The sequence below is a fragment of the Desulfogranum marinum genome (assembly GCF_016918565.1).
Classification (GTDB): Bacteria; Desulfobacterota; Desulfobulbia; order Desulfobulbales; family Desulfobulbaceae; genus Desulfogranum; species Desulfogranum marinum.
The window spans coordinates 171,139-196,081 of the sequence record NZ_JAFFQD010000002.1 but is presented as its reverse complement, the minus strand read 5'-3'; the positions used below and the strand labels follow the sequence as shown (position 1 = coordinate 196,081).

Here is a 24,943-nt window from a genome sequence, read left to right as displayed (position 1 = left end):
GCAGATGGGGCTAAAAACAGGTTCCGCAAGGAGCAAGAAAGACGATTTCGCCTCTTTTTCTGTAAATAAAAGACAAAAGTGACTCTTGAAAAATCCATCGCATCGCAACAAGAAAGTAATTAGCGCACAGCCCATAGGATCAGCCAACACAACAACACTCCACAGAAAAGTCTTTTCTCATTGCGTGAAGGAACAGTTCATTTCCTGATAACACAAAGACCACACCACCTGAAAGCGAACTTTTCACGGTGCCGTCATAATTATCTTGCTTAAATTACCGGCTCCCAATATAGAGGACAAAGAATACAGTAATTGCAACTATTCAGCGAAAATCTGAAAACCGTCAATCTATCCCGAACTGTACCTGTTCAGCAGTGTTCCAAATGCTCACAAGCTGACCGATGTAGCAGACAAGCCCCGACTTCGATACATCGGTATGCCGGACGGGCAGATTGTGGAGAGGTGGAGAGCTGCTCAATAGTTACCATTTATTATCTCAAGTCCCTATCCACACAGGATGTAACCATGCTTAGCCCTGCTTCTTTATTTCACCTGGACGATTTCCCGGAAAAAGATATTTTCAGCAACTGCATCTATGCCTGGGATGCTCTTAAACAGCTCAAAGAATACTCCAGCAGGCGAACCGACGGCAACTTTACCCATCGGTGCCTGAGTGACGGCATTCCCCTCCCCAGTCCCTTTCTCGTTCACAACGGAAAGCTGCGTAATGCGAGGGAATGTACCATCACCTTTAACGATGCGACCAAGGGCAAACTCATGGTCACAGAGAATGGCCAGCTGCTTGAGGGAGCCTCTGTTATCATGGCTGGGGCTGTCCTGATCGGAAAAAATATAAAAATAGGAAAAGGAGTACTGGTTGAGGCAGGAGCCTATATAAAAGAACCTGCCATTATCGGCGACTTCTCAGAAATAAGACACGGTGCCTACATGCGCGGCTATTGCGTCATAGGCAAACGTTGCGTGGTGGGCCATGCCACAGAGGTCAAGCATTCCATTTTCCTTAACGACGCCAAGGCAGGTCATTTTGCTTATCTGGGTGATTCCATCCTGGGGAACAACGTAAACCTCGGAGCAGGCACCAAATTCGCAAATCTTCGCTTTCTTCCCGGCTCGGTCGGCATCAAGACAAAAAAAGAAACCATTGACAGCGGACTGCGTAAGATAGGCGCTATTCTCGGCGACGGCAGTCAAACAGGATGCAATTCGGTGACCAATCCAGGCACGATCATGGGCCAGAAGTGTGCACTTATGCCAAACACCACCGCTGCTTCCGGGTTTCATCCTCCAAGCAGCCTGATAAGATAGGCAACCTGCTTTTTATATCAACAGGTTCTGTTCCTCCACCTGCATACTCATAAAGAGCAAAAAAGAAAGCAAAAAGGATTCCGACAGTAAAGTAAATCCTTAACAATCGATCCCAGGGTAACCTGGTCGCCTCGGTCATTTTTTTAAATACCGCTGCAGTAATATAGGTAAAGCCAAGCGCATAGGGAGCGGTTAAAAGTACCTGGGACATGGTACCACTTAAGGTAGCAACCGCGTCACTCCCTAGTCGCAGGTGAAAAAGCAGGTATACGCCTGCAGTCAAAATAAACGTTATTTTTTCTCGTAAAGTCGTCATGTCAAATTTAAAAGCTTGTATTTTTCCGGAAACAGTACCTGATGCGTCACATTTTCTTCCCCTTGTACATGTTTTCCAATCGCTTGTCTACCTTCAGGCGATAGAGAATGATCCTTCTTCTGCAGTTGAACCAGGATCATTACTCCAACAATTCATCGACAGGAATCAGCTTACTTTTTTCTCACCAGCGCCGCTTGGCGATGATCGGGAGCGTTTTCTCGCACTTATAGCAGATCTCTATAACCGCCGGGATGACTATGCCGGCCAACTGTCAGCCCTGGCCTTGATGAATCTCAGCGATACGGGGAAAAAAGAATCCCGTCACTCCATTATCAGCCACCTCAAGGGTAGCCACCAACCAGAGCAGGACAGCAGGGAGATGCTCCTCTGGCAGGCACGTCTGGTCCTAAAACTAGGGGAGTTGTTTGACCGCGAACAGAAAGAAATTGATACCCAACTTGCCGTCTTGGCACAAAAGCAGGACAACCTTCTCCAGGAGTTACGCGAAGAAAGCGACACCCCTTTTGCACTGACCCAAGGGATACACGAGATCAGTAAAGATACAGATTCCATGCTTTTCCAACGACTTGCCGCATGGGCGCAGGTCTACAGCCTTGGCCAGGCTCCTGATACTGCGCACAGTAATTTTTTCATCACCTCTGATCCAGGTGTAGCTGGAAAAATAATTGACCAATGGGAAAACAGTCTGCCCACTTCACCGTCATCGGTCGCCATTGAACTGCCAAGATATGAACAACAAAAAGCCGACCGTGACATTGATCCAACTCAGTTTCCATTACTACCAAACAAGCGTCTGCAAACACTCTGCACTCAGCTTTTAACGGGAGAAATAGATCAAGAAGAGGTTACCTCCCATACCCAAGCTTGGTACCAGGAACTCGAACGGCAATACCCTGTCGACCAATACGGACGAACCAGACTTACCCTTTACCCATTCCCTGACCTCTCTGCAAAACACCTTTTTAAAGAGACATTTGCTCGCGACATACAGCAAGGAGAACAGTCAGCAGAAGAGCTGACAGGATGCGTCATAGGCTTGCTGGAACTACATCCCTAACCTGGACACCTCATGACCTTTTTGATTTTAAACTCAATTGTTTGATATTATTAAGTAAAGAATAACTGCACAATTAACAGCCTGTTTTTCGCTTTCAATCAAAAGTTCCCCCTGCGGGTCAATAGATTTTTCCGCAAGATCCACGTTACAAACCTCTTGCGCCGGCTTACTACCGGAGTCTTCGCTACCCGGAGTCTTCGCTTACCTGCTGCGCGGCTTGTGCCTTGCCCTGCGAAAAACTTTATTGATGAAAAAACTAGGCTAAAGGCAACAGCTTCCCCGGCAAGGCTATAAAAAAAGGTCGTGCCTGTTATAGTCCAACAGACACGACCCAATAACAAAATATCGAGAGGCAATACAGTTAAGCGGTTTTCTCCTCACATTCCTTACGATAGGGGTTAATGGTCATAACCGGACAACATGCAGTCTTCACCACCTTATCGGCAACACTGCCAAACATGATCCTTTCCAGCCCCTTGTACCCATGAGTTCCCATGACAATGAGATGGGCTCCTTTCTCGGTGGCATAGGCAAGTATCTCCTCGGCCACATCCCCAGACAAAACAGTGCTCGTCACGTTGCTCACTCCAAACGTCTCAAAGGTAGCTTTATGTTCCTCAACAAAAGTTACCATTCTCTGCTGTGCGGAATCAAACAACTCTTCCTCCAAGTTGGGCAAGTTCACTGGAGGGACAAAAAACCCACTGTAATCTTCAAAATTCTGAGCAACAAAAACAAGATCTAGATCAGCTTTAAAGGTTCCTGCAACATAGGCAGCTGCACTGGCTATCTTTCCTGCATTATCGGAAAAATCAATAGGTGTAAGAACACGTTTAATTTCCTGCATAATTTACCTCCCTGTTAAAAACAACAATGACAAACGTTTTGCCCTATCTCCTGTAAATATATAGTCATTTCCATCCTTTTTTCTAGTCCCATTGTCGCACATGCTTCCCTTCAATACAAGGCTAAACAGCAATAATTTCAGGAAAAAAGTTGACCCAGGCTGTCACAGGGAATATATTTTGAATTCTTTTTTTAATATTTAATCCGGAGTTCACAATGGATTTTATCCCTAAATGGATAGCCTGGGAAATCACCCGCCGCTGTAACCTTAAATGTGTGCATTGCCGTTCCTCTTCTGAACTGAAAATAAACGATCATCCCGACTTCTCCCTTGTCGAAGCTAAACGAATACTAGACGATATCCACAGCTATGCTGATCCGGTTATGGTTTTGTCCGGAGGAGAACCACTGCTCCGAGAAGATGTATTCGACATTGCAGCCTACGGTACCGGGCTTGGGATGCGCATGTGCCTGGCGACCAATGGGACCTTGGTCACAGACGAAACCTGCCGCAAAATAAAGGAAACCGGGATCAAGATGGTTTCCCTCAGTCTGGACGGCGCCTCCGCTGATATCCATGATGATTTTCGTAATCAGCCGGGAGCATTTGACGGGACAATGCACGCCATTGAACTCTTTAATAAATACCAAATAGACTTTCTGGTAAACTCCAGCTTTACCAAAAGAAATAAACAGGAAGCACCCAAGATCTACGAACTGGTTAAATCATTGGGCGCAACGGCCTGGTACCTGTTTATGATCGTCCCCACCGGTCGGGGAGAAGAGATCATGTCGGAACTGATCCCGGAAAATGAATATGAGGATATGCTCAACTGGCATTATGACATGGAAGCTGACGAGTCCGACATCCTGGTTAGACCGACCTGTGCTCCGCAGTACTATCGCATCGTGCTGCAACGTTCAAAGGAAGAAGGATCTCGCTTCAAACGCCGTAGCCTCAAATTCTCCACCGGTGGCTCCAAGGGTTGCCTGGCCGGTCAGCTGATCTGCCTCATAGATGTTGACCAAAACGTCCTCCCTTGCAGCTATTTTCCGCTTTCAGGGGGCAATCTGAAAGAGCAATCTTTTAAGGAAATATGGGAAACCTCCAAGCTTTTTCTCGATATGCGGGATTTTAAAAACTACAAAGGCACCTGCGGCAAATGTGAGTATGTTAACGTGTGCGGCGGTTGCCGTGCCCGTGCCTATGCAATGACAGGCGATTATATGGCTCAGGAACCTTTTTGCCACTACCAGCCTGGCAAGGATGAAAAATAAAACATCTTGTATAATATAGTGCAAGGTACTGAAATAGATTAATCAAGTCACAACAGAGGATACATGAACGATACGTTTTTAAAAGCATGCCGCGGCGAAAAGACTGACTACACTCCTGTATGGTTCATGCGTCAGGCAGGACGGTACCTCCCCGAATACAGGGCGGTAAGAGGAAAGACCACCTTCCTCGAACTCTGCAAGAGCCCAGAGCTCTGCACAGAGGTAACTCTGCAACCAATTAATCTGTTCGGCTTTGATGCTGCTATCTTATTTTCCGATATCCTCATCCCCATGGAGGCGATGAACCTCAAGCTCGAATTCCACGAAGGAAGAGGTCCGGTATTTCCCGACCCCGTCAGGACCCAGAAAGCGGTAGACGAACTGATCGTTCCCGACCCGGATGCGACCATGCCTTTTGTCATGGAAACGATTAAGCTGTTACTCAAGGAGCTCAAGGTGCCGCTCATAGGTTTTTCCGGTGCCCCCTTTACCCTTGCCACGTATCTTCTTGAAGGCGGCTCGTCCAAGTTTTTTTACGAAACCAAAAAAATGATGTTTGAAAGCCCTGTGCTCTACCATGAACTACTGCAGAAAATAACCGACTGCACAAGCCTTTACCTCCAGGCACAGGCCCGAGCAGGAGCACAGGCCCTGCAAATTTTTGATTCTTGGGCAGGAGTGCTTGCCCCTGGGGATTATGCCCGGTTCGCCCTCCCCTATGTCCAGTCAATCATCAAGGATCTGCGCCAGGTAACCGACGTACCGATTATTTATTTTGCCAACAACGGCTCCACCCTCATCCCCAACACGGTTACTGCCGGTGCTGATGTACTTGGTCTGGATTGGCGAATCAACATCAAAGACGCTATCGACAAGGTGGGCAATCACGCCGTCCAAGGTAATCTCGACCCCATGGCACTTTTTCTCCCTCAAGAGGCGCTGGAAAAACGAGTCAAACAACTCCTTGATGATGCGTCCCAGGCCAAGGGCCATATCTTTAATCTGGGCCATGGCATCTTGCCCCAGACCTCGCCGGATAAAGCACGGATAGTCGTCGACGCCGTCCATCGCTTCAGCGGCAAATGATGCGTAGAGCATAAAGGGTATACAGTGAGAGTTCCAGGCATAGCCGAATGTGCTGCCATGATGACCACCTATGACATGTTGGCAAACATACGCCAACATTCATTGGTGGTGGCTCAGCTGGCCGATCAGCTTGTCACCGCCCTGGCCCAAAACAGCCAAGCGACCCACCATACGTCCAGAGAACTGGTCATTGCGGGGGCTCTGCTCCACGACATTGCCAAGACACCATGCCTGAAAGAACCCTGTAATCATGCAAAAGTCGGCGCCCAAATTTGCAGGGAGCATGGCTATCCTGAAGTTGCTGCAATTGTGGAAGAACATGTCATCCTCAAACATCATGAGCCGGCAAGATATGCCCGCGGTGAGTTCACGGCTGAGGAAATCGTGTATTATGCCGACAAAAGAGTACGGCACCACCAGGTCGTCAATCTAAATGAGCGACTGGAATACATTATTGACCATTACGGACAAAACGACCCGATTCGACGTCAGTTAATACGAGACAATTTCAGCAGGTGCGTTGAGCTTGAAGCATTCCTTTTCCAATGGCTTGATTTTCCTCCCAAAGACCTTGGAAAACTCTAACATCATCATATAGAATGCAGTAAGACTATCGCTTCCATACTTTTTAATGGATGAGTACTGTCCAGCACAGAATAACCGATTCTCATTAATCACCCTTTTAAAAGGAGCCAGGATTATGCAGCATCTAACCAAACTGTCCTTTGTATGTGCAGTTGCTTTTCTTTGGCTGTTTCATTGCCCACCTCCGCTTGCAGCCGCAGAAATACAGGCAGTCAGCGTCAAGCCGACTGTCAACAGCCCGGCCGGCGGCCTTGTTCGCATGGCAGATAACTTTTTTATCATCTATGACCCATCCACCACCATGGATGTCCCTTACAAAGATACAGGGTTAAGTCGCATAGAGGCGCAAAAACAAATACTCCAAAAAAGCAATGCTTCTCTCCCCGAACTCGGCTGGCAGGCAGGGCTCTACCCCCACTGGAAAGGTGGACTCTGGCTGCATGGGTCCCCTATGGCTTTTAAACCTTACTACCCTCTCCGCAGGTACGAAAATATACCCTTTGGCGAAGCCATCAATCAACTGCCAACGCGCCCCCAGGCTCCGCCTATGCTGCAGACCGGATTGATGAAGCTTGAACATATGCTCGGCCTCCCCGGCCGTACAGAGGTTTTTATTTTTTCCGACGGCAAGGAATCGACCTACCCGGAACTGGAGCCACCGCCACTGGAGCAGGCAAAAAAACTAGCAGAGACTTTTGAGGTCTGCTTTACCATCGTCAGCAGCGCCACAGATGCGACAGGCAAACAGTTGCTGCATGATATCGGTTCGGTAAACAGCTGTTCTCAGGTGATGGATTTTGACACGGTCTACAACAACCCGGAACACCTGTTCGGCAAGCTGTATATGGATACAGGCAGTAGCCGGTTTAGCAATATCCTGTTTGATTTCGACAAAGCAGATATCAAACCGCTGTACACAAAAGAACTGGATAGCCTCGGCCGATTCCTTCTTGATCATCCTCAAACCTATGTCGTTTTATCAGGGTTTACAGATAACATCGGCAGCGAAGCCTACAACGTTGACCTCTCTCAACGGCGGGCAAAAATAATTCAGCAATACCTGCTCCAGCAGCATAAGGTAAAGCAACAACAAATCCTGCTCTACTGGTATGGTTATACCAATCCCGTCGCTTCTAACAATACCGCCGCGGGGCGTCAACTCAACCGTCGTGTGACCATTAGCCTCCGTAGCTACCAATAATGATATAAAAAAAGATCTTGGGCCACTCAGGAGACATCATGCACCTGCAATTTCACGGCGCGGCAAAAAATGTTACCGGTTCCTGCCATTATCTTGAGCACGATGATACCCGCATCCTTATAGATTGCGGTTTGTATCAGGGTGGTCGAGAACTGGAAGAAGAAAATCGAAATGATTTCGGTTTTGACCCTGCATCCATCGACTTTCTCCTCCTCACTCACGGTCACCTGGATCATTGCGGGCGTATTCCCTTATTGGTAAAAAAAGGGTTTAAGGGGACCATTGTCACCACATCCGCGACCAGAGAACTGGCTCGCTTGGTCATGCTTGATTCTGCCAGAATCCAAGAGGAGGAGGCCAAATACAAAAACTATAAAAACAACAAACAAAAAAAATTCAAGGCCCCCTTTCTCCCCCTTTACGATACCCTGGACGCCCTAAACAGCCTTGACTACTTCGTTGATATTGCAGCTTTTGATGAACCACACGAATTATGCCCCGGCATCCAGGCTACCTTTTATGATGCCGGCCACATTCTCGGCTCGGCATCTATATTGATAGAATTCGACACTGACGCAGGCCGCAAAAAGGTCCTCTTTTCCGGGGACCTGGGCTATAATAATCGGGCAATCCTGCCGGACCCTGCTTCCCCGCCTCACGCCGACATTGTTATAATGGAGACCACCTACGGCGACAGATTGCACAAGCAGCTAGAACCCTCCATTGAGGAACTCTATGACGCCATCAACACAACCATCAAAAGAAACGGCAATGTACTCATTCCAAGCTTTGCCCTGGAAAGAAGTCAGGAAATTCTCTACTACCTAAGAGAAGGTGTGGAGCAAAATCGACTTCCGCAAGATCTGGCAGTGTTTCTTGACTCCCCCATGGCTATCTCAGCCACCCAAATTTTCAAAAGGCACCCTGAGTGTTTTGACGAAGAAACCTGGGACGTGATTAACTCAGGAAGAGATCCTTTTGCATTACCAGGGTTACATTTTTCAAGGGAAACTGCTGAATCCATGGCGTTGAAACAAATGCGGGGAGTGGTGATCATTGCCGGCTCAGGCATGTGCACTGCCGGCCGGATACGCCACCATCTACGCCACAACCTGTGGCGCAAGGAAGCAGCGGTTATCTTTGTCGGCTACGCAGGGGAAGGTACTCCTGCCCGCAGCATTATAGACGGCGCCCAGTCAATACGCATCTTCAGAGAAGAAATTGATGTGCACGCTGCTATTTATACTATCGGTGGATTCTCTGCCCATGCTGATCAAAAGGAACTCTTTAACTGGCACCGTAAAACCGGCAGCCCGGAGCGTACCTTCCTCGTCCATGGTGAAGAACACGCCATGACCACCTTTGCCGCCCTGCTCACCGACACCGAGGTGATCATCCCCGAAAACCACCAACAATTCACCTTATTTTAAGAGTGCTTGAAGCAGCGCCTCCTGCCTTTTTCTGAAGCCAAAGCATAAAAAAAGCCGGTAAACATACTGCTTACCGGCTTAACTATATATTTTTTTCTATTCTGCAGGTTCGGAGGCCTCTTCTATAACGGCCTCCCCTTTTTCCATAGCCGCCGCTGCAGCGTCCTGGGTTGCTTCTCCAGCTTCGCCGGCCGCATCTTTAGCTTTTTCTACAGTCTCGCCGGCTGCTTCCTGTGAGCTTTCCACAGCCTCGCCCCCCATGTCTTTACTCTTCTCCCAAAGTTCGGCAGATTCCTCTTTTGTCTTTTTCCAGGCTTCAGCAGACTCTTCCTTGGTCTTATCCCAGGCCTTGTCGCTTGCTTCCTTGGTTTTATCCCAGAGTTCGGCAGATTCAGCCTTGGTTTTCTCCCAGGCCTCAGCACTCACTTCTTTGGTCTTATCCCAACTCTCAGCACTCACCTCTTTAGTCTTATCCCAGCCCTCAGCGCTCATCTCCTTGGTCTTATCCCACGTTTCAGCACTTACCTCTTTTGTCTTTTGCCATCCTTTTTCTGCTGAATCACTGGTTGCCTCAGCGACCGCACCAGCAGCTTCTTTCACCTCCTGCCCAGCTTCTGTCCATTTCCCGGGCTCGGGTTGCTGCTCGGTTGCACCGACGACTCCAGCTCCGGCGATCAATCCGGCAGCCACTACAGTTACCAACATACGATGATTAAATAGAATAGACATACTTTCTCCTTCTGTTACTGATAAGTATCCTTATGAATCATGTAATCACGATTATTTGTAGGCATTTTTTAGTGAAAGGCAAGAAATTTGCTGCCTATTCAGCAGTACAAACACGAATCCTGTGCAGCAAACAACCACCACAACAATAAAAGCATCAATAAATAGTACCGACAACACCCACACTGTGACACCTGCCTAAAATCACAGACAATTTATTGGACTTTCCCGGCACTGTTCCTTATACTTCGCTATCATTTTGCTAGTTAATATGTTCAGGCTCTGTTTAACCTGCGGGTGCATCCAGGTGGTAATCCATCTCCGACAACACGATGGAATATTGCTGTTCATCCCTCTTTCAACATATGCGAGGTATCATGTTTGACAAGCGGTTATCACTGATTGCGCTTTGTTCCCTGCTCCTGCTCTCTCTGTGGAAGCCTCCGGCCCAAGCCCAAACAACACAACCAACTCGCTGGACCACCCAGGAAGCAGTTCGTTATGCCATCGAAAACAGTCCCAATGCACAGGCAGCTCAGCACCGCATCGAATCTGCCGAGGCAGACATAAGACGCGCCAAAGCCGCCTTCTATCCGCAACTGAGTGTGGCGGGAGAGTATGCCAGGACCAACAATCCGATGTATTCCTTTGGCAACATTCTCAACCAGGGCGTTTTCTCCAATTCCATTGATTTCAACCAGCCAGGCTTAACCGACAATCTCCAGTTAAAAGCGCTCCTCGCGTATCGATTCTACAATGGAGGCAGTGATCAAGCCGGGCTTGATATGGCTCATCACAGGCAGCAGGCAGCGGAACTCCAGCAGCAATCGCTCCACTCTCAACTTGGTTACACCGTTGTCCGCGCCTTTTTTACTATTGTCCAGGCAGAAGAAACCGTGCAGGCAAGAGAATCTGCGGTAGCTTCTCTTGCAGCCTCCCTTAAAGTTGCCCAGGCACGCTTTGATGAAGGCGACCTGCTCAAGGAAGAACTTCTCAACCTGCAGGTCCAGCATTCACTTGCCCGCGAAAATCTTATCCAAACCCAACATGGCCTGGCCCTGGCCAGACGCGGTTTTCTCAATCTGCTTGGCCTGACCACTGGTGAACCGGAGGTCGATCTTGCTGGAAGTACTTTCCAACAGGTGCCGGGAACCCCAGACTTCCATCAAAGACCGGAAATTAATGCCATGAAGGCCATTGTAGCCTCCTTTGAGGACGGGGTCCGCAAATCAAGGGCTGGGTACTATCCAACAGCAGATGCTTTTGGTTCCTATCAGATAGATAAAGGATATGAGCTGGACGAAGGATCAGGTAATTCATGGCTTGCCGGGGTGCGAGTAAACATGTCTCTGTTTAACGGCCACCAGACAAGTGCCGAAGTTGAGCGAGCCAAAGCGCAACTTGCCGAAGCAAAAAAGCAACTCAATCAAATGGAACTGGCCTATAATCTGGAGATTGAACAAGCACTACTCGGATTAGAACAGGCCGAAAAAAGAATCCAAGTCACCTCGCAGATGGTTGATTCAGCCATAGAAAGTGCTCGTCTGTCCAGAGAGCGCTTTAAAGAGGGGCTGCTGCTTTCCTCCGAGCTTATAGATACGGAAAACAGACTAACCGACGCCAAGGTTCGTAACGCTGTGGCTAATGCCGAACAACGTATTGCTGTGGCGGACTTGCGTCGTGCGGCAGGACTGATGCAATATCCGAAATAGCCGTTAACCAGTACTCTTTTGAGTAGAGCAACAACTATGAAGACAGCATATTTTTTCCCCTTAGTGTGTTTACTGGCATTGCAAAGCCTCTCCTTCTCCGCAGTTGCGGAAGAGAAGCAAATGACAGACCCTGTAACAGTAACAACAGCATATGCCGCAAAACGAAATATTCCCGCCCTTATCGAGGTGGTCGGTACTATCCAGGCCGTCGAACGAGCGGCAATTGCGGCCAAGGTGACCGGGACGATCACAGACGTGCCGGTTGTGCTTGGTTCGCGCGTTCAAAAAGGAGACCTGCTGGTCAAAATCAGCGCCGAAGAAATCACAGCGCAGTTGCGCCGGTCTGAAGCTCAGCTTAAACAGGCTGAACGCAACCTGGATCGGGAACAAAACTTACTGAAAAAGCATGCCACCACTGCAGAAACCGTCAAATCCATGCAGGACATGTATAATGTTGCCCGGGCTGGTTACCAAGAAGTGCAAACCATGCTCGGCTACACTACCATCAGCGCACCCTTTGATGGCGTGGTCACAAGAAAGGCGGCTCATCCCGGCGATCTTGCAACACCCGGTGCCACTTTGCTCCACATCGAAAACGATCAAAACCTGCAGGTGGTTACAGCAGTCCCGGAAAGCCTGGTACTCAGTATTAAGCCGGGCGCCAAGTTACAACTCACCGTCCCTTCAGCAGGTATTCTTACTGAAGGGGTCGTTGCCGAGGTTGCTCCCTCAGCAGACCCTGCCTCCAGAACAGCACCCGTCACCATTGACCTCAAGCCCAATAGCAACCTGCGTACCGGTCAATTTGCAAGGGTCATGCTGCCCGGCAAAGAACGGCAAAGCCTCTTTGTTCCACAATCAGCAGTTGTTCCCAAGGGCCAGCTTGACCGGGTCTTTGTCGTGGAAAATACGAGCGCCAGGTTGCGACTTGTCCGTACAGGTATGCATCATGACGGTATGGTTGAAATACTCAGTGGCCTTGAGCCGGAAGAACAGGTCATTACCAGCAACAATACTCTTCTCATCAACGGTCAGCCCCTGCAGATACGCCCATGAATGCTGAACACACCCAAGACCCAGGCTTTGCCGGTCGCCTTGCAGCAGCCTTTATCAACTCCAAGTTGACGGTCATCGGCATCGGTGCCTCCCTCTTACTTGGCATGCTTGCCCTTACCTTTCTCCCCAGAGAGGAAGAACCACAGATCAAAGTACCCATGATCGATGTCATGGTCTCCATGCCGGGAGCAAGTGCCAAGGAGGTGGAGCAACGACTTTCCATCCCCATGGAAAAACTGCTCTATGAGCTTCCCGGAGTGGAGTATATCTATTCGACCTCCATGCCGGGCCAATCCCTGCTGGTCGCCCGTTTTTATGTGGGTGAAAACCTCGAGGATTCGATCGTCCGCCTCAACCAAAAGCTGCAGACCAATTTCGACCGCATCCCCCACGGCGTTTCCCAACCACTGATTAAACCACATACCATTGATGATGTGCCGGTCCTGGCGCTCACTTTTCATTCGAGCACCTACGACCACTACACCCTGCGCAGATTAGCAGCAGAAGTGGACGACACCATTAAAAATATCTTTGAAGTAGCTGAAACCACCCTTATTGGAGGAACACGCAGACAGGTACGGGTTCTTTTTGATCCGCTGCTGCTTGCCGCCCGCAATATCACCCCCCAGCAGCTTATCGCTCACCTGCAACAGGCCAATCGACAGTCCTACTCCGGCACCCTGCAATCGATGAACAATGAAATGCTGCTCCAAACCGGCACTTTTCTTGATTCTGTAAAAACCATCGGCAGAATCGTGATCGGTGTCCATGGTGGTAAGCCGGTCTACCTGGATGAAGTAGCCCAGATCATCGACGGCCCGGAAGAGCCTACGTCCTATGTTCTTTTCGGCAGTAAGAATCAGGGTGAACCAGAGGCGGCAGTCACACTGTCGGTTGCCAAGCGCCCGGGAGCAAATGCTGTCCACGTGGTAGAGACCGTGCTGGAAAAAGTGGAAAGCCTCAAAGGCAGCGTCATTCCGGAGGACATCAGCGTCACGGTCACCCGTGATTACGGAGAAACCGCTGCAGAAAAATCCAATGAACTGCTACTCCATATGGGTATTGCCGTATTCGGAGTTGCCGTACTCATTCTCTTTTTCCTTGGCTGGCGCGAATCCATTATCGTTATGCTTGCCATCCCGTCAACGCTTTCCCTCACCTTGCTCCTGTTCTATCTCTATGGGTATACCCTGAACCGGATAACCCTTTTTGCCCTTATTTTTTCCATTGGTATTTTGGTTGACGATGCGATTGTGGTGGTGGAAAACATTGTTCGCCATATGCGCCTGCCGGAAAGCAAAAATCTCTTTTTCAAGGATATTGCCATTGCCGCAGTGATTGAAGTCGGCAATCCCACTATTCTTGCTACCTGGGCGGTGATTGCCGCTATTCTCCCCATGGCCTTTGTCGGCGGCCTGATGGGGCCCTACATGCGACCTATCCCCGTCGGCGCCTCAGCAGCAATGATCTTTTCACTGCTTATCGCTTTTACAGTAACCCCTTGGGCATCCATCCGCGTACTCAAACGCCACAAGGCTACCAAAGAAGGGGCTGACAACGACCCCGACCATGCGCCCGACGATTTTTTCACCCGGCTCTATCACCGAATCATGGATCCGTTGCTTGCAAGCACACTGTGGAGGATGGTCTTTTTTGTATCCATTCTCAGCCTGCTGGGTGGCTCGTTTGCCATGGTCTATGTGGGCATGGTCAAGGTCAAGATGCTCCCCTTTGACAACAAATCCGAGTTCCAGATTATCCTCGACATGCCGGAAGGCGGTACCCTGGAACAGACAGCCAGGGCAGCAATGGAAATGGCCGAAGTTATCGGCAGAGAACCGGAAGTAGTGAACTATCAGATATATACAGGAACGGCTTCCCCTTATAACTTTAACGGATTGGTCCGCCACTATTTCATGCGCTCCGGCCCTGCCGTAGCCGACATTCAAGTCAACCTGCTCCCCAAACATGACCGCGATCTCCAGAGTCATGATATTGCCAAACGGATTCGCCCAGCCATTGCCGCTATTGCTGCAAAATATGATGCAGCTGTTGCCGTGGCTGAAGTACCGCCCGGCCCGCCCGTTTTACAGACGCTGGTGGCTGAAATATACGGACCGACAGCACACGACAGGCAACAGTTGGCAGCCGAGGTCAAAGGTATTTTCGCATCCACAGACGGTGTGGTGGATATTGACTGGTACCGGGAAAAGGAGCGGGAAAAAACCATCCTCACGGTGGATAAGGAAAAAGCGGCACTGCATGGTATTTCTGAGGCTGATATCACCCATGCGGTACAGATTGGACTTAAAGGAACATCTGTGGACCTCTTTCACCAACCCCGCGACAAGGAAGAAATCAACATAATCCTCCAGTTGCCGAAGTCACAACGGGCAAGAATCGACACCCTATTAAACATCGCCATCCGATCGGCAACCAATCCCAGCGCGCCGCTTATCCCTCTTCGAGAATTGGTGAGCGTCGGCAAGGCGCCGGTTGATCAGCCGATTTACCGAAAAAACCTGCGCCCGGTCATTTATGTAACCGGTGATGTGGCCGGGGCTGCAGAAAGCCCGGTCTACCCTATTTTAAAAATGAACAACCGACTTAAAGAGTTACAGGCACAAGACTTTGGCGGTCTTGACGGCAATGTCCGGCTTTATAACCTCAAGCAGCCTTTTCTGGAAACCGAACCAGCCATCAAGTGGGACGGTGAATGGCATATCACCCTGGAGGTGTTCCGTGATTTGGGCCTTGCTTTTTGCGTGGTAATGGTGCTTATCTACATGCTCATGGTCGGCTGGTTCAAGGACTATATTACGCCGCTGGTGGTGATGGCTGCTATCCCGTTCTCACTTATCGGCATCCTGCCTGCCCACTGGGGATTTGATGCGTTTTTTACAGCCACCTCTATGATCGGGTTCATGGCAGGGGCAGGAATCGTAGTCCGTAACTCGATTATCCTGGTCGATTTTATTGAGCTGCGTATCAGCCATGGGCTCCCCCTGGCTGAAGCCGTGGTGGAAGCAGGAGCGATCCGGTTCCGCCCCATGCTGCTCACCGCGCTGGCAGTTGTTGTCGGTGCCTCTGTTATCCTGGCAGATCCGATCTTCCAGGGACTTGCCATCTCGCTCATGTTCGGCGAAATAGCCTCACTGCTGATCAGTCGGATGGCGGTACCGGTGCTCTACTATATGGTTAAATCGAAAACTATCTGAAACCAGCTTATATTAAAGGCAACATTGTGTTTGGAATCAATAATTACCCCGGATTTATAATGGCCGGGGTCCTGCTTAACATCGCCCCTGGAACCGATACTTTTTACATTATAAGCCGCAGCATCAGCCAGGGCACAAAAGCTGGTGTTGTCTCAGCGCTGGGTGTCTGCAGCGGCGCAGTCTGCCATACTCTTTTTGCAGCCCTGGGGCTTTCGGTCATCCTTACCACCTCGGCAACCCTGTTTTTTACGGTCAAGCTTGCCGGTGCCTTCTACCTGGCCTACCTGGGTTGCGTGCTGCTCAAGGCACCGCCTGCTGTTACCCCTCAAGATAAAGAAGCTGCTCACCCACACAATTCGCTACGAAAAATTTATTGTCAGGGAATCCTTACCAACCTGCTCAACCCCAAAGTTGCCCTGTTTTTCCTGGCTTTCCTGCCTCAGTTTATCAACTCTGACTCTCCGTACGGCCCGCTGCCCTTTCTTATCCTGGGTGCAACCTTTGTAACCACAGGAACACTCTGGTGCTGCTTTCTTGCCTGCAGTGCCGCCCGAACCACCGGCTACTTGCGAAAGAACAACGCGGTGCAACTGGGCCTCCAGAAAATTACAGGATTGGTTTTCATAGGATTTGGTGTACAGCTGGCACTATCCAAAAACTAGTTACCCCTTAGAACTCCAACCATTTCCGCTACCTATGGACACCATAAACACCATTGCTCCCATCGGCATTATTCACACCCCCATCGACTCACCGAAAAACGCCCCTATCCAACCAAAGGGAGCGGCTCAAATACGAGGGAAGATAGAGGTTTATCCACAGTTTTCCGAAGGCCTAAAAGACCTGGAAGGCTTCAGTCACCTCTACTTACTCTACCAATTTCATCTGGCCCAGCGTACCGAATTGACCGTCACGCCCTTTATGGATACGGTTCCTCGCGGCGTCTTTTCGACTCGTTCCCCGTTGCGTCCTAATCACATTGGTATCTCCATTGTCCAACTAACCAGCATCGACGACAATATCCTCCATGTCACCGGCATTGATACGGTCGACCAAACCCCTTTGCTGGACCTCAAACCCTACATCCATAATTTTGATTCAGTAGAACAAAGTACATCCGGATGGATGAAAGCAGACGAAGAAACGGTTGCCGCCAGACGCTCGGATAATCGTTTTCTCTAATCTCAATCGTATCGTAACAACTAGAAAAATGGCATGGACAGGCACCTTAAAAAAAGGTGCCCGCTCTGCTCAGCCTTGAAGAAAGCTCCGGATACTCTCTGCAGGTGTAGAGAGTAATTCAGCCATGGTCACTGCTGCAATCAACGCTCTGGCAGCATTGGTGCCCACAATTTCTCGGCCACAAGCATAGTTATTTTTCGAGGTAGAAAGCTGGCCGTCAGCCAACTGGTTATCGTGAAGCACATGCGGTGATTGCTGCACCGGCTCCATGCTGCTCACAAAAGGATCATCGCCGATGCAGAGCAATTTTTCCGGTTCCAGAGAGGCAGCGATATACTTTATCCCCTTACAAATCGCCTTATAATCAAGATGCGGATCAGCCTCTACCCCGCTGATAATGAGCCAGTCCGGTACGGCAATATTAAGTAGTATTTCGGCATCTTTGAGTGAGCGAATCCCGTATTCCAAAATAAGGACCTCTGCGGTCTCCCACCCCCATAAGGCTTGCTTTGTCAGCAACAGGGGAAAACCTATTTTTTCAGATACCGTCTTTGGGTTTTTCAAGCCCAGGATAGAAAGCGGCAACCCTACTTCGGTATTGTACGAGAGTTGAGCCCCTCTGGTGTGATGGCAGATACCAAGGAGTTCAACCAGCGTTCGCTTAATCGTGGTCTTGCCCTTGATGCCGGTAATGCCGATCACCAGCGCCGGGTTACGCTTGAGATACCGGCGACTGGCATGGGCGAGCATCAGCCGCGCTCCTTTTCCGGACCAAGAAGGACTGGTCCCAGCCTTGCCTGGCAGCGGCGTAATTACCCTTGCCTGCTCAGCAACTACTTTGCGTGGCCGCTGCCTGGGCTGACGATGGAAAAAATACTGCTCCAATCTGTCAAAGCCCTCCTCCAAATCCGACATCTCCCGTCCGAAATTAATACGGAGGTGGGATTCGCCTGAAGGGCCAAAAGCCACTCCCGGCACAGTGGCCACTTTTACTTTATCCAGGATATCATAGGCAAGCCGGTGGCTGTCTCCAGCATATTCCACAATATCCTTTATGCGGGGAAAAACAAAATAGGTCGCTTTGGGCAATTGATAGTCCATCACCTGGGAGAGTTCATCCAGCCTGGAAATACAATAGTTGCGCCTTTTCTTGAACTCCACCCGGAACTCTTCTAAAAATTCAGCCCCATAGCGTAAAGCACCAATGGCAGCATACTGTGCCGGTACAGGAGCACAGGTAACCATGGCATCATGAAATTTAACAATACGGCTGATCCTGTCTTTATCGGCATGAACAAAACCTACCCGCCACCCAGTCATGGCATAGGCCTTGGAGAAAGAACAGGCGCGGACAATCATCCCCCTGGCTTCGGGAATCTGGGTGGCGGAGAAATGTGGTTCATCTACATAGTAGAAATCTTTATACACCTCATCAATGAGGATGGTCAGATTATGCTGCCTGCAAATCTCCACCAACTCCCTGGTCTTTTCCTGGGAAAATAATGTCCCTGTTGGGTTGTTAGGGCTGCAGTAAAGGAGCAACTTTGTTTTTTTGGTTATCCCCTGCTTAATCTTCTCTACCTGAAAATCAAAATTATTCTCCTCATCCAACTCCACATAGCGAGGCACACAACCGGCAATGGATATGGCACCCAGGTAAGAGGCATACGAAGGACTTGGCAGCAGCACCTCGTCACCGGGCGAGGTAAAGGCAAGCATGGTAGCGGTAATCCCCTCGATGGAACCTGCTGTGACCAAAATCTCCCGCTCCGGATCATACGACAACCCTTCTGTCTCCAGGGACAACGCGATCTCCTCCCGTAACTCGGTGAGACCGGTAGTAAGGGAATACTTATCGCAAAGGCCGGCGGCGATCTTTTCCTGGGCAAAACCGATAACCCGTTCAGGAGTACGAAAACTCGGTATCCCCTGTGCCAGGGAAACCATATCAGGCACACGGGAAGCCGCAAGCTCCATAGCCTTGATGGGTGAAAGCTCAAATTGTTCGGACGGTGGTGTTTTCGATAGGAAATTCATAGACAGAGAGCACCTCTTTGTTGAACGGAAATAACCTTATGTGTCCCCAGTTCTGATACTATCTGGTTAATGCAAACATTTCAACGGCTGAACCTATCTATACCCCACAGGACAGATACGTTTCCAGCAGCATCGCTTGCATTGGGTAAAGAAGTATGACACCTGCAACAAGGGGGTGGAGTACTGCTGAACAGTTTACCCGAAACCTACATAATTTTACATAAACCAACATAAATGTACTGCCATTCTTCATATTGCCTGCGCCTACCAGATTGTAACAATCTGATTTTACAGATAATAGACTATTGACAGTAAAAAATGGATTAAGAATTGCTTCTATTGGTAAACCGCAATCCACCTGTGTACTGTATTACGGTTAACCCGAGGATTATAATCATGGCTCAGGGTATCTGTTCGTAGTGAGGACCAACGTATTTTCCAACCTCTAAGACAGGTCCAAGATCGAGGGTAAAGCGTGATTCTTTGTTACTGGCTGAACAGGAACAATAAAAGGCTGGAAAAACAGGTTAGCTATACCAGTTCCCCAAACTCCAACAAGTATGAATTATCAACCCAATGAGCACTTCTTTAAAACAACAGATATTTTCGTGGCAAAAATCGCTCACTCATTATTTCCTTACCTCCCCTGACCGGCTTAGGGCAATCAAGGTCACAATAGCCATAGGCGTGCTGACGGCACCTTTCGTCTTGCTGGGTGAGTCGTTTTTCGCAATAACCCTCGCTCTAGGGGCCTTGGCCGGAGCTCTTTCAGAAACCGATGACCATCCGAAAGGACGGATGAAATCACTGGCCCTCAAAGTCATCTGCTTTGCCATATCAAGCCTGTCGGTAGAACTGCTCCGTCCATATCCAATTTTACTGGGATGTGGTCTCTTTGCCTCCACCATTGCCTTCGTACTTATTGGCAGCCTCGGAGAACGGTATCGTGGCGTAACCTTTGGCGCCCAACTGATCGGACTCTACACTATGCTCACTATCACACTGAGCCCTGCCTGGTATTGGCAGCCTATTCTTTTACCTGCGGGTGCCCTGTTCTATGGTTTATTTTCATTGTACTTGCTCTACTTAAATCCCTGGCGTGCACTCGATGAGCATTTGGCCCGCGGATTTGGCGCCCTTGCTACATACCTTGAGGTTAAAGCCGGCCTTTTTCCAAGTGATAAAAATAAGCAGGGAGAAATTCGTAACCAGTTAGCCCTTTTAAATGTGCAGGTAGTCGGTGCCCTGGATGGCTGCAAAGAAGTGCTGAACAGCTATGGGGATTCCATTGATGATAAGACGGTCTTACAGCCTTACATGAGGTATTTCATGCTGCTGCAAAACCTTCACGAAAGAGCGGCATCAAGCCATGAACGATACGATCTTCTCAGCAGTGACCAAGCCAACCGGGTTTTGCTGGAAGGGATAGGTCACACGCTGCTCCAGTATTCACATGCCTGTAAAAAATTCGCCGAAAGCTTACTTGCCGGAAAAACCTACATCCATCCGATCTCACTGGGTTGGATGGTTGATGCTTTAAACGATCAGTTAAAAAAACATGACATTGCCCCTGACCAACCAGTGGCGATGATAGTTCGAAACCTTTCTCGCTCCCACCTTTCCCTGCAAAATTTACATGAAGACAGCCAACGCCTGCTGACACCGAAACTGAGAAAAGATAATCGCTCACTTATGCTGCGAGCAAAAGAACTGCTTGACTGGCAAAGTCCGCGCCTGCACCATGCCTTTAGACTGGGTCTCTGTTTCCTGGTTGGATTTACTATTTCTGAAATTTTTGCTCTTGCCAAGGGGGAATGGATCATTCTAACGACTCTATTTGTTTGCCAGCCAACCTATAGTGCTACCCGGCAACGATTGTATCAACGTATTTTAGGTACCATTCTCGGCGTAGTAGGCGGGGTGCTCATTATCCAAATTTTGCCGACTATTCAGGGACAGCTGCTCCTTTTGTTAGTTTCAACTTATGCTTTTTCTCTCTGGCAGCTCCGCAATTATTCTGTTTCCGTAATGTTCATAACTATTTTTGTGCTGTGTGCATTCAATTTACTGGCAGGTAAAGGTTCGTCGTCCATCATGTTACCCAGATTAATTGATACGCTTATAGGTTCGGCTCTCGCGATTATTTCCGTACGTCTTCTTTGGCCCAATTGGCAGTACAAACGATTGCCTGCTCTTATTGCAGAGGCAATTTCAAAAAACACGTCCTACTTCCAAGCCATTTTAGAAGAATACCTTCAATCAACAGGAGAAGATGATCTGCCATATCGGATCGCCCGCAGAGAGGCCCATCGTGCTGATAACGCATTGGTACGTGCCTGGCAGGACATGCAGTTTGAGCCTCGCAACAGACAACAATTCAGGCAGCAGGCTTTTACTTTAACCTATCTCAACCACGCTTTACTTGCTTACATCTCCGCTTTTGGCGTGCACCGTGATCAACACACAGCGCTCTCTCCAGAGATAGCTCACCTGGCAAATGATATAGTTGGGGAATTACAGAAAACCAGCCTATCCATAACCACTGGAAAAACTTTGGGAAATACTCGGATAATCAATATATTGAAACAAATACGCCATAGCATACGTGGATCCAGCCAGCCTATTCCAAAACAACAATTTACATCGCTCTACAATATTGCCGATGTTACCGAACAATTACTCAAATTAGCCAATGGGTTTACGTCCCGCAGGGAGTAAACGTTGACGGATGACAGTAGCAAAACTGTCAAATTTACATCGAAGCGAACATGCGTAGAACCAACTGGCTGAGTGGGGTTATCAAAATTAGAACCAACCCTCATTTAATGGGTCAGAGTGAAATGAAAAATGACGAAGGTTAATTGTCCTGACCCATTAAACAATTAGTTTCGTATTTTAGATTCCGTCTTTTCCGGATTTTTCTCTAGATGGTTGTGACGACGTTCAGCAATGACTGCAAATCGCTCAATAATGTGGGAAAGATCGGAATTATCCCAAGTATGGTCGTAATCTTCCAGGCTGCGAACAGCTCTACTGAGGCTAAAACAGGGTTCTTTGCCGCATTCCAAAACAGCATCATCGTAGGCAGGAGAGTGCTTGCCTGAAAAAACCTCAGCGAGCAAATCCTGTATAGTATAGCTGAAAAACTTCTTCACATCTTCAGTGGACTCGGCGGTGTTAATATTCTCCCGAAATTTAGGCAGCAATTTCTTTTCCACCTTGGTGAAAGATAGTTGTGTGCTCATACCGTTCCTCCCTTTTCTGTTATCGAATTAGTTCGAAAAGATGTGCTTCTACGATGTCTATAGACCTTAAGGATATTTTGAATTATTAGCAAGTTAGTTCGAGCTCAGGTAAGCCATAATCCGAGAGATCGGGTTAAATGGCATTCATTTATGATAATCTAAAATATGATGGACTCGTAAAAAGTCCATCACTCACTAAAGATGGCTAAGTACAAAAGTTTGATATACAAGGCGCAGTGTTTTGCTCGAGGCTTTGACTATACATATGGTATGTCAAAGCCTCGGGTAAAACCTGTAACACCGTAGATCGTACTTTTACGACGCCATCAAAATATAAACAGTGAAGGAGAGGAAGCAATCAGGTTACCCGTTTTCCAATGCAGAGAACGTCCATGGCTGCTATTTCAAGTCCGGGCGGAAGAGTGCAACTAAAAAATGGGCAGTTTAACGGCTGTGCAGGGAGGGATCAAAGTCCCCATGGCCAGAGGTCTCTTTGATTCAATCGCGCGGCAAGAGAGTTGAGGGGAAATATACGTCCCTAAAAAAAGGCACCTTTCTATGAAAAAGGTGCCCTTGCAGGGAGAACAAAATGGCTTACGCCATGGAATTATTCTGCAGTGGTGGGGTCAATCATTGTATGCACAGCAGCGACGCTGTTGGCTGGAAAACCGCCCTGCTCAGCATGTTTGCGTACGGAGGCTTCATCCGGTGCAATATAGACGCAATACACCTTATCATCGGTTACATAACTCTGAACCCACTGGATCTTTGGGCCCATTTCCTGTAACACCCCACACGATGTCTGAGAGATAGACTTTAATTCCTCAGCAGTTAAATTCCCGGCTCCGGGGATTTCACGTTCAATTATGTACTTTGGCATGCAAACATCCTCGTTGTTATGAATAGAACTATTCATTTTTTATTATAGGCGGCATAACGGGTACCGGAAAAATACCCATGCCCATCGAAAAAGATTTCGACACGAACCTCGTTTCTATGTACACAGAAACGCCTTCCTCCACAATGCCTATCAGCCCGAATTTCTCATCAGTCTCCAATTTTTCTCTATTTTGGATAGGTAGCCTTCCTGTTAAACATTGCTTGACAACAGGCACCCCTGGAATTAATTGTGCATATGTTCACTTAATAATCCCTCTCAAGTAATACATGAGTCTGTTGATTTACTAGGGTTTTCGTTCAAGATCAAGGCATGCTGAAAAAATAACCACAGGCATACATTTGATATTCCGAGGATTATTTTTTCAGCATAACGAAGAGATTGGGCAAAAAGACAGTAAATCAACGGGCTCATACATGGAGTCACTATGTGGAAAGCACTGTTCAAAGTCCATAAAAATCTTATCAAGGCCATCCCGATCATGCTCGTTGCCGGGTTTCTATTCGGCAGTGTTACCGATCCCGGCCTAACTGTTGGCCTTAAAAGCCTGATCATGCCGCTTACCTTTCTCATGGTTTATCCGATGATGGTCACCTTGAATATCAACCACCTCCTCCATGGGTTGAAGAACGTCAAACTACAGCTGGTGACCCAGATTATTAATTTTGCCATCATCCCTTTTGTTGCCTACGCACTCGGGCGCCTCTTTTTTGCTGATCAACCCTATCTGGCCCTTGGGCTTTTACTGGCCGCGCTCCTCCCCACCAGCGGCATGACCATCTCCTGGACCGGTTTTGCCAAGGGGAACATGGGGGCAGCCATCAATATGACCATCATCGGCCTCACCTTAGGTTCCATTGCCACGCCCTTTTATGTGCTTGCACTGTTAGGAGCGGAAGTGGATGTCAATATCATGATGGTGATCAAACAGATTCTTTTTATCGTTTTCCTGCCCATGGCCCTGGGGTTTGCCACCCGCCAATATCTGCTCAAAAAATATACGCCCCAAGGTTTTAAGCAAAACATTGCTCCGCGCTTCCCTGCCCTTTCCACGGTCGGCGTATTGGGCATCGTTTTTGTAGCCATGGCGCTCAAAGCACGAACCATCTTGAGCGAGCCTTCGCTGCTGCTGCTTATTTTTATGCCGCTGCTGTTGATCTACCTGCTCAACTTCTCCCTTTCCACCTTTATTGCAAAATTCTTTTTCAGTCGAGAAGACGGTATAGCCCTGGTCTACGGAACCGTGATGCGCAACCTCTCCATCGCCCTGGCGATTGCGATCAATGCCTTTGGCGAGGCCGGTGCCAACGCGGCCCTGGTTATTGCGGTTTCCTACATTATCCAGGTCCAGTCTGCTGCCTGGTATGTCCAGTTTACTGATCGCGTTTTCGGCCCTGCCAAAGAATAGGCATGCGCTAACTGATCAAAAGTTCGTCAGTAACAGCAAACACGAACTTGCTGTTACTGATAATTTTATGGCTACAGTCGCTTCTTGCTATCAAAATCCTCAAGAGATTCGGTTCCCTCCACGCAACCAGCAAACAAGAGGCAGGTCCTCTAATCCGGCTGAGTGTGACAAGTAAATCAACTGCCAACCGTCTTTTTCCAAACAGCTGATATTTTTATTATTTATTTGAAATTAACAAGCGAGAGAAGTACCATGTAACCCATTGTTCTTACGACACAAGTGTAGGATTGTGAAACAACAGTTCGTCTCACATGG

20 protein-coding genes are annotated in these 24,943 nt (G+C 48.6%); 14 read left to right on the top strand and 6 right to left on the bottom strand.

From position 1 onward, the window contains the following. The first annotated feature begins 525 nt into the window (after positions 1 to 525). Positions 526 to 1,326, top strand: coding sequence for an acyltransferase (locus JWH17_RS02725; protein WP_205221019.1), 801 nt, complete (start codon positions 526 to 528; stop codon positions 1,324 to 1,326). On the opposite strand, the gene JWH17_RS02720 is transcribed toward JWH17_RS02725, so the two are convergent. Continuing rightward, the gene (locus tag JWH17_RS02720; RefSeq protein WP_205221018.1) at positions 1,268 to 1,642 is read right to left on the bottom strand and encodes a hypothetical protein; all 375 of its coding nucleotides are present in this window, start codon (positions 1,640 to 1,642) and stop codon (positions 1,268 to 1,270) included. The two genes, JWH17_RS02725 and JWH17_RS02720, sit on opposite strands and share 59 nt — an antisense overlap. Here JWH17_RS02720 and JWH17_RS02715 point away from each other — a divergent pair. Continuing rightward, positions 1,641 to 2,720, top strand: coding sequence for a hypothetical protein (locus tag JWH17_RS02715; protein WP_205221017.1), 1,080 nt, complete (start codon positions 1,641 to 1,643; stop codon positions 2,718 to 2,720). The genes JWH17_RS02720 and JWH17_RS02715 overlap by 2 nt on opposite strands. 361 nt (positions 2,721 to 3,081) lie before the next feature. On the opposite strand, the gene JWH17_RS02710 is transcribed toward JWH17_RS02715, so the two are convergent. After that, positions 3,082 to 3,567, bottom strand: coding sequence for a universal stress protein (locus JWH17_RS02710; RefSeq protein WP_205221016.1), 486 nt, complete (start codon positions 3,565 to 3,567; stop codon positions 3,082 to 3,084). Between the two features lie 215 nt (positions 3,568 to 3,782). Here JWH17_RS02710 and JWH17_RS02705 point away from each other — a divergent pair, with 215 nt between their 5' ends. From JWH17_RS02705 to JWH17_RS02685, 5 genes are all read left to right on the top strand, one after another. Continuing rightward, entirely contained in the window at positions 3,783 to 4,844 is a 1,062-nt protein-coding gene (locus JWH17_RS02705) for a radical SAM/SPASM domain-containing protein (protein ID WP_205221015.1), read from the top strand. A gap of 63 nt (positions 4,845 to 4,907) precedes the next feature. Next, a complete protein-coding gene (hemE, locus tag JWH17_RS02700) occupies positions 4,908 to 5,930 on the top strand; it encodes a uroporphyrinogen decarboxylase (RefSeq protein ID WP_205221014.1) in 1,023 nt (340 codons plus the stop codon). A gap of 24 nt (positions 5,931 to 5,954) precedes the next feature. Next, positions 5,955 to 6,515, top strand: a complete 561-nt coding sequence (locus JWH17_RS02695) for an HD domain-containing protein (protein ID WP_319550021.1) — start codon at positions 5,955 to 5,957, stop codon at positions 6,513 to 6,515. Positions 6,516 to 6,630: 115 nt separating this feature from the next. Continuing rightward, on the top strand, positions 6,631 to 7,716 hold the full coding sequence (locus tag JWH17_RS02690) for an OmpA family protein (RefSeq protein WP_205221013.1): 1,086 nt from the start codon (positions 6,631 to 6,633) through the stop codon (positions 7,714 to 7,716). 38 nt (positions 7,717 to 7,754) lie between these two features. Next, positions 7,755 to 9,146, top strand: a complete 1,392-nt coding sequence (locus JWH17_RS02685; RefSeq protein ID WP_205221012.1) for an MBL fold metallo-hydrolase — start codon at positions 7,755 to 7,757, stop codon at positions 9,144 to 9,146. Positions 9,147 to 9,242: 96 nt separating this feature from the next. Here the strand turns inward: JWH17_RS02685 and JWH17_RS02680 are convergent, their stop codons facing one another. Beyond that, positions 9,243 to 9,875, bottom strand: a complete 633-nt coding sequence (locus tag JWH17_RS02680; RefSeq protein WP_205221011.1) for a hypothetical protein — start codon at positions 9,873 to 9,875, stop codon at positions 9,243 to 9,245. A gap of 374 nt (positions 9,876 to 10,249) precedes the next feature. Between JWH17_RS02680 and JWH17_RS02675 the strand changes: the two genes are divergently transcribed. From JWH17_RS02675 to tsaA, 5 genes are all read left to right on the top strand, one after another. Then, positions 10,250 to 11,584, top strand: a complete 1,335-nt coding sequence (locus tag JWH17_RS02675; RefSeq protein WP_205221010.1) for a TolC family protein — start codon at positions 10,250 to 10,252, stop codon at positions 11,582 to 11,584. 120 nt (positions 11,585 to 11,704) lie between these two features. Further along, entirely contained in the window at positions 11,705 to 12,640 is a 936-nt protein-coding gene (locus tag JWH17_RS02670) for an efflux RND transporter periplasmic adaptor subunit (protein ID WP_232370843.1), read from the top strand. Further along, a complete protein-coding gene (locus JWH17_RS02665; protein ID WP_205221008.1) occupies positions 12,637 to 15,858 on the top strand; it encodes an efflux RND transporter permease subunit in 3,222 nt (1,073 codons plus the stop codon). The genes JWH17_RS02670 and JWH17_RS02665 overlap by 4 nt, the downstream gene beginning before the upstream one ends. A 26-nt stretch (positions 15,859 to 15,884) precedes the next feature. After that, complete coding sequence (locus JWH17_RS02660) at positions 15,885 to 16,520, top strand: LysE family translocator (RefSeq protein WP_205221007.1); 636 nt, start codon at positions 15,885 to 15,887, stop codon at positions 16,518 to 16,520. Between the two features lie 34 nt (positions 16,521 to 16,554). Beyond that, entirely contained in the window at positions 16,555 to 17,040 is a 486-nt protein-coding gene (gene tsaA, locus JWH17_RS02655) for a tRNA (N6-threonylcarbamoyladenosine(37)-N6)-methyltransferase TrmO (protein ID WP_232370842.1), read from the top strand. 69 nt (positions 17,041 to 17,109) lie between these two features. Here the strand turns inward: tsaA and JWH17_RS02650 are convergent, their stop codons facing one another. Beyond that, positions 17,110 to 19,077, bottom strand: coding sequence for an aminotransferase class I/II-fold pyridoxal phosphate-dependent enzyme (locus JWH17_RS02650; RefSeq protein ID WP_205221006.1), 1,968 nt, complete (start codon positions 19,075 to 19,077; stop codon positions 17,110 to 17,112). Between the two features lie 576 nt (positions 19,078 to 19,653). Here JWH17_RS02650 and yccS point away from each other — a divergent pair. Continuing rightward, positions 19,654 to 21,795 carry a YccS family putative transporter gene (gene yccS, locus JWH17_RS02645; RefSeq protein ID WP_205221005.1) on the top strand — a complete coding sequence of 714 codons (2,142 nt, stop codon included), beginning with the start codon at positions 19,654 to 19,656 and terminating at the stop codon, positions 21,793 to 21,795. Between the two features lie 164 nt (positions 21,796 to 21,959). Here yccS and JWH17_RS02640 read toward each other — a convergent pair whose 3' ends face one another. Then, a complete protein-coding gene (locus JWH17_RS02640; protein WP_205221004.1) occupies positions 21,960 to 22,322 on the bottom strand; it encodes a hypothetical protein in 363 nt (120 codons plus the stop codon). A 607-nt stretch (positions 22,323 to 22,929) separates the two neighbouring features. After that, positions 22,930 to 23,202, bottom strand: coding sequence for a DUF4242 domain-containing protein (locus JWH17_RS02635; RefSeq protein ID WP_205221003.1), 273 nt, complete (start codon positions 23,200 to 23,202; stop codon positions 22,930 to 22,932). 445 nt (positions 23,203 to 23,647) lie between these two features. Here JWH17_RS02635 and JWH17_RS02630 point away from each other — a divergent pair, with 445 nt between their 5' ends. Beyond that, the gene (locus JWH17_RS02630; RefSeq protein ID WP_205221002.1) at positions 23,648 to 24,628 is read left to right on the top strand and encodes an arsenic resistance protein; all 981 of its coding nucleotides are present in this window, start codon (positions 23,648 to 23,650) and stop codon (positions 24,626 to 24,628) included. Positions 24,629 to 24,943 lie beyond the last annotated feature (315 nt).

Excerpts from the sequence above, each read along its gene's own strand:
- JWH17_RS02650 (WP_205221006.1), bottom strand. The coding sequence starts at position 19,077 with ATGAATTTCCTATCGAAAACACCACCGTCCGAACAATTTGAGCTTTCA.
- JWH17_RS02725 (WP_205221019.1), top strand. The coding sequence starts at position 526 with ATGCTTAGCCCTGCTTCTTTATTTCACCTGGACGATTTCCCGGAAAAA.
- JWH17_RS02665 (WP_205221008.1), top strand. The coding sequence starts at position 12,637 with ATGAATGCTGAACACACCCAAGACCCAGGCTTTGCCGGTCGCCTTGCA.
- JWH17_RS02630 (WP_205221002.1), top strand. The coding sequence starts at position 23,648 with ATGTGGAAAGCACTGTTCAAAGTCCATAAAAATCTTATCAAGGCCATC.
- JWH17_RS02720 (WP_205221018.1), bottom strand. The coding sequence starts at position 1,642 with ATGACGACTTTACGAGAAAAAATAACGTTTATTTTGACTGCAGGCGTA.
- JWH17_RS02640 (WP_205221004.1), bottom strand. The coding sequence starts at position 22,322 with ATGAGCACACAACTATCTTTCACCAAGGTGGAAAAGAAATTGCTGCCT.
- JWH17_RS02635 (WP_205221003.1), bottom strand. The coding sequence starts at position 23,202 with ATGCCAAAGTACATAATTGAACGTGAAATCCCCGGAGCCGGGAATTTA.
- JWH17_RS02690 (WP_205221013.1), top strand. The coding sequence starts at position 6,631 with ATGCAGCATCTAACCAAACTGTCCTTTGTATGTGCAGTTGCTTTTCTT.
- JWH17_RS02715 (WP_205221017.1), top strand. The coding sequence starts at position 1,641 with ATGTCAAATTTAAAAGCTTGTATTTTTCCGGAAACAGTACCTGATGCG.
- JWH17_RS02710 (WP_205221016.1), bottom strand. The coding sequence starts at position 3,567 with ATGCAGGAAATTAAACGTGTTCTTACACCTATTGATTTTTCCGATAAT.
- JWH17_RS02675 (WP_205221010.1), top strand. The coding sequence starts at position 10,250 with ATGTTTGACAAGCGGTTATCACTGATTGCGCTTTGTTCCCTGCTCCTG.
- tsaA (WP_232370842.1), top strand. The coding sequence starts at position 16,555 with ATGGACACCATAAACACCATTGCTCCCATCGGCATTATTCACACCCCC.
- hemE (WP_205221014.1), top strand. The coding sequence starts at position 4,908 with ATGAACGATACGTTTTTAAAAGCATGCCGCGGCGAAAAGACTGACTAC.
- JWH17_RS02680 (WP_205221011.1), bottom strand. The coding sequence starts at position 9,875 with ATGTCTATTCTATTTAATCATCGTATGTTGGTAACTGTAGTGGCTGCC.
- JWH17_RS02670 (WP_232370843.1), top strand. The coding sequence starts at position 11,705 with ATGACAGACCCTGTAACAGTAACAACAGCATATGCCGCAAAACGAAAT.
- JWH17_RS02705 (WP_205221015.1), top strand. The coding sequence starts at position 3,783 with ATGGATTTTATCCCTAAATGGATAGCCTGGGAAATCACCCGCCGCTGT.
- JWH17_RS02685 (WP_205221012.1), top strand. The coding sequence starts at position 7,755 with ATGCACCTGCAATTTCACGGCGCGGCAAAAAATGTTACCGGTTCCTGC.
- yccS (WP_205221005.1), top strand. The coding sequence starts at position 19,654 with ATGAGCACTTCTTTAAAACAACAGATATTTTCGTGGCAAAAATCGCTC.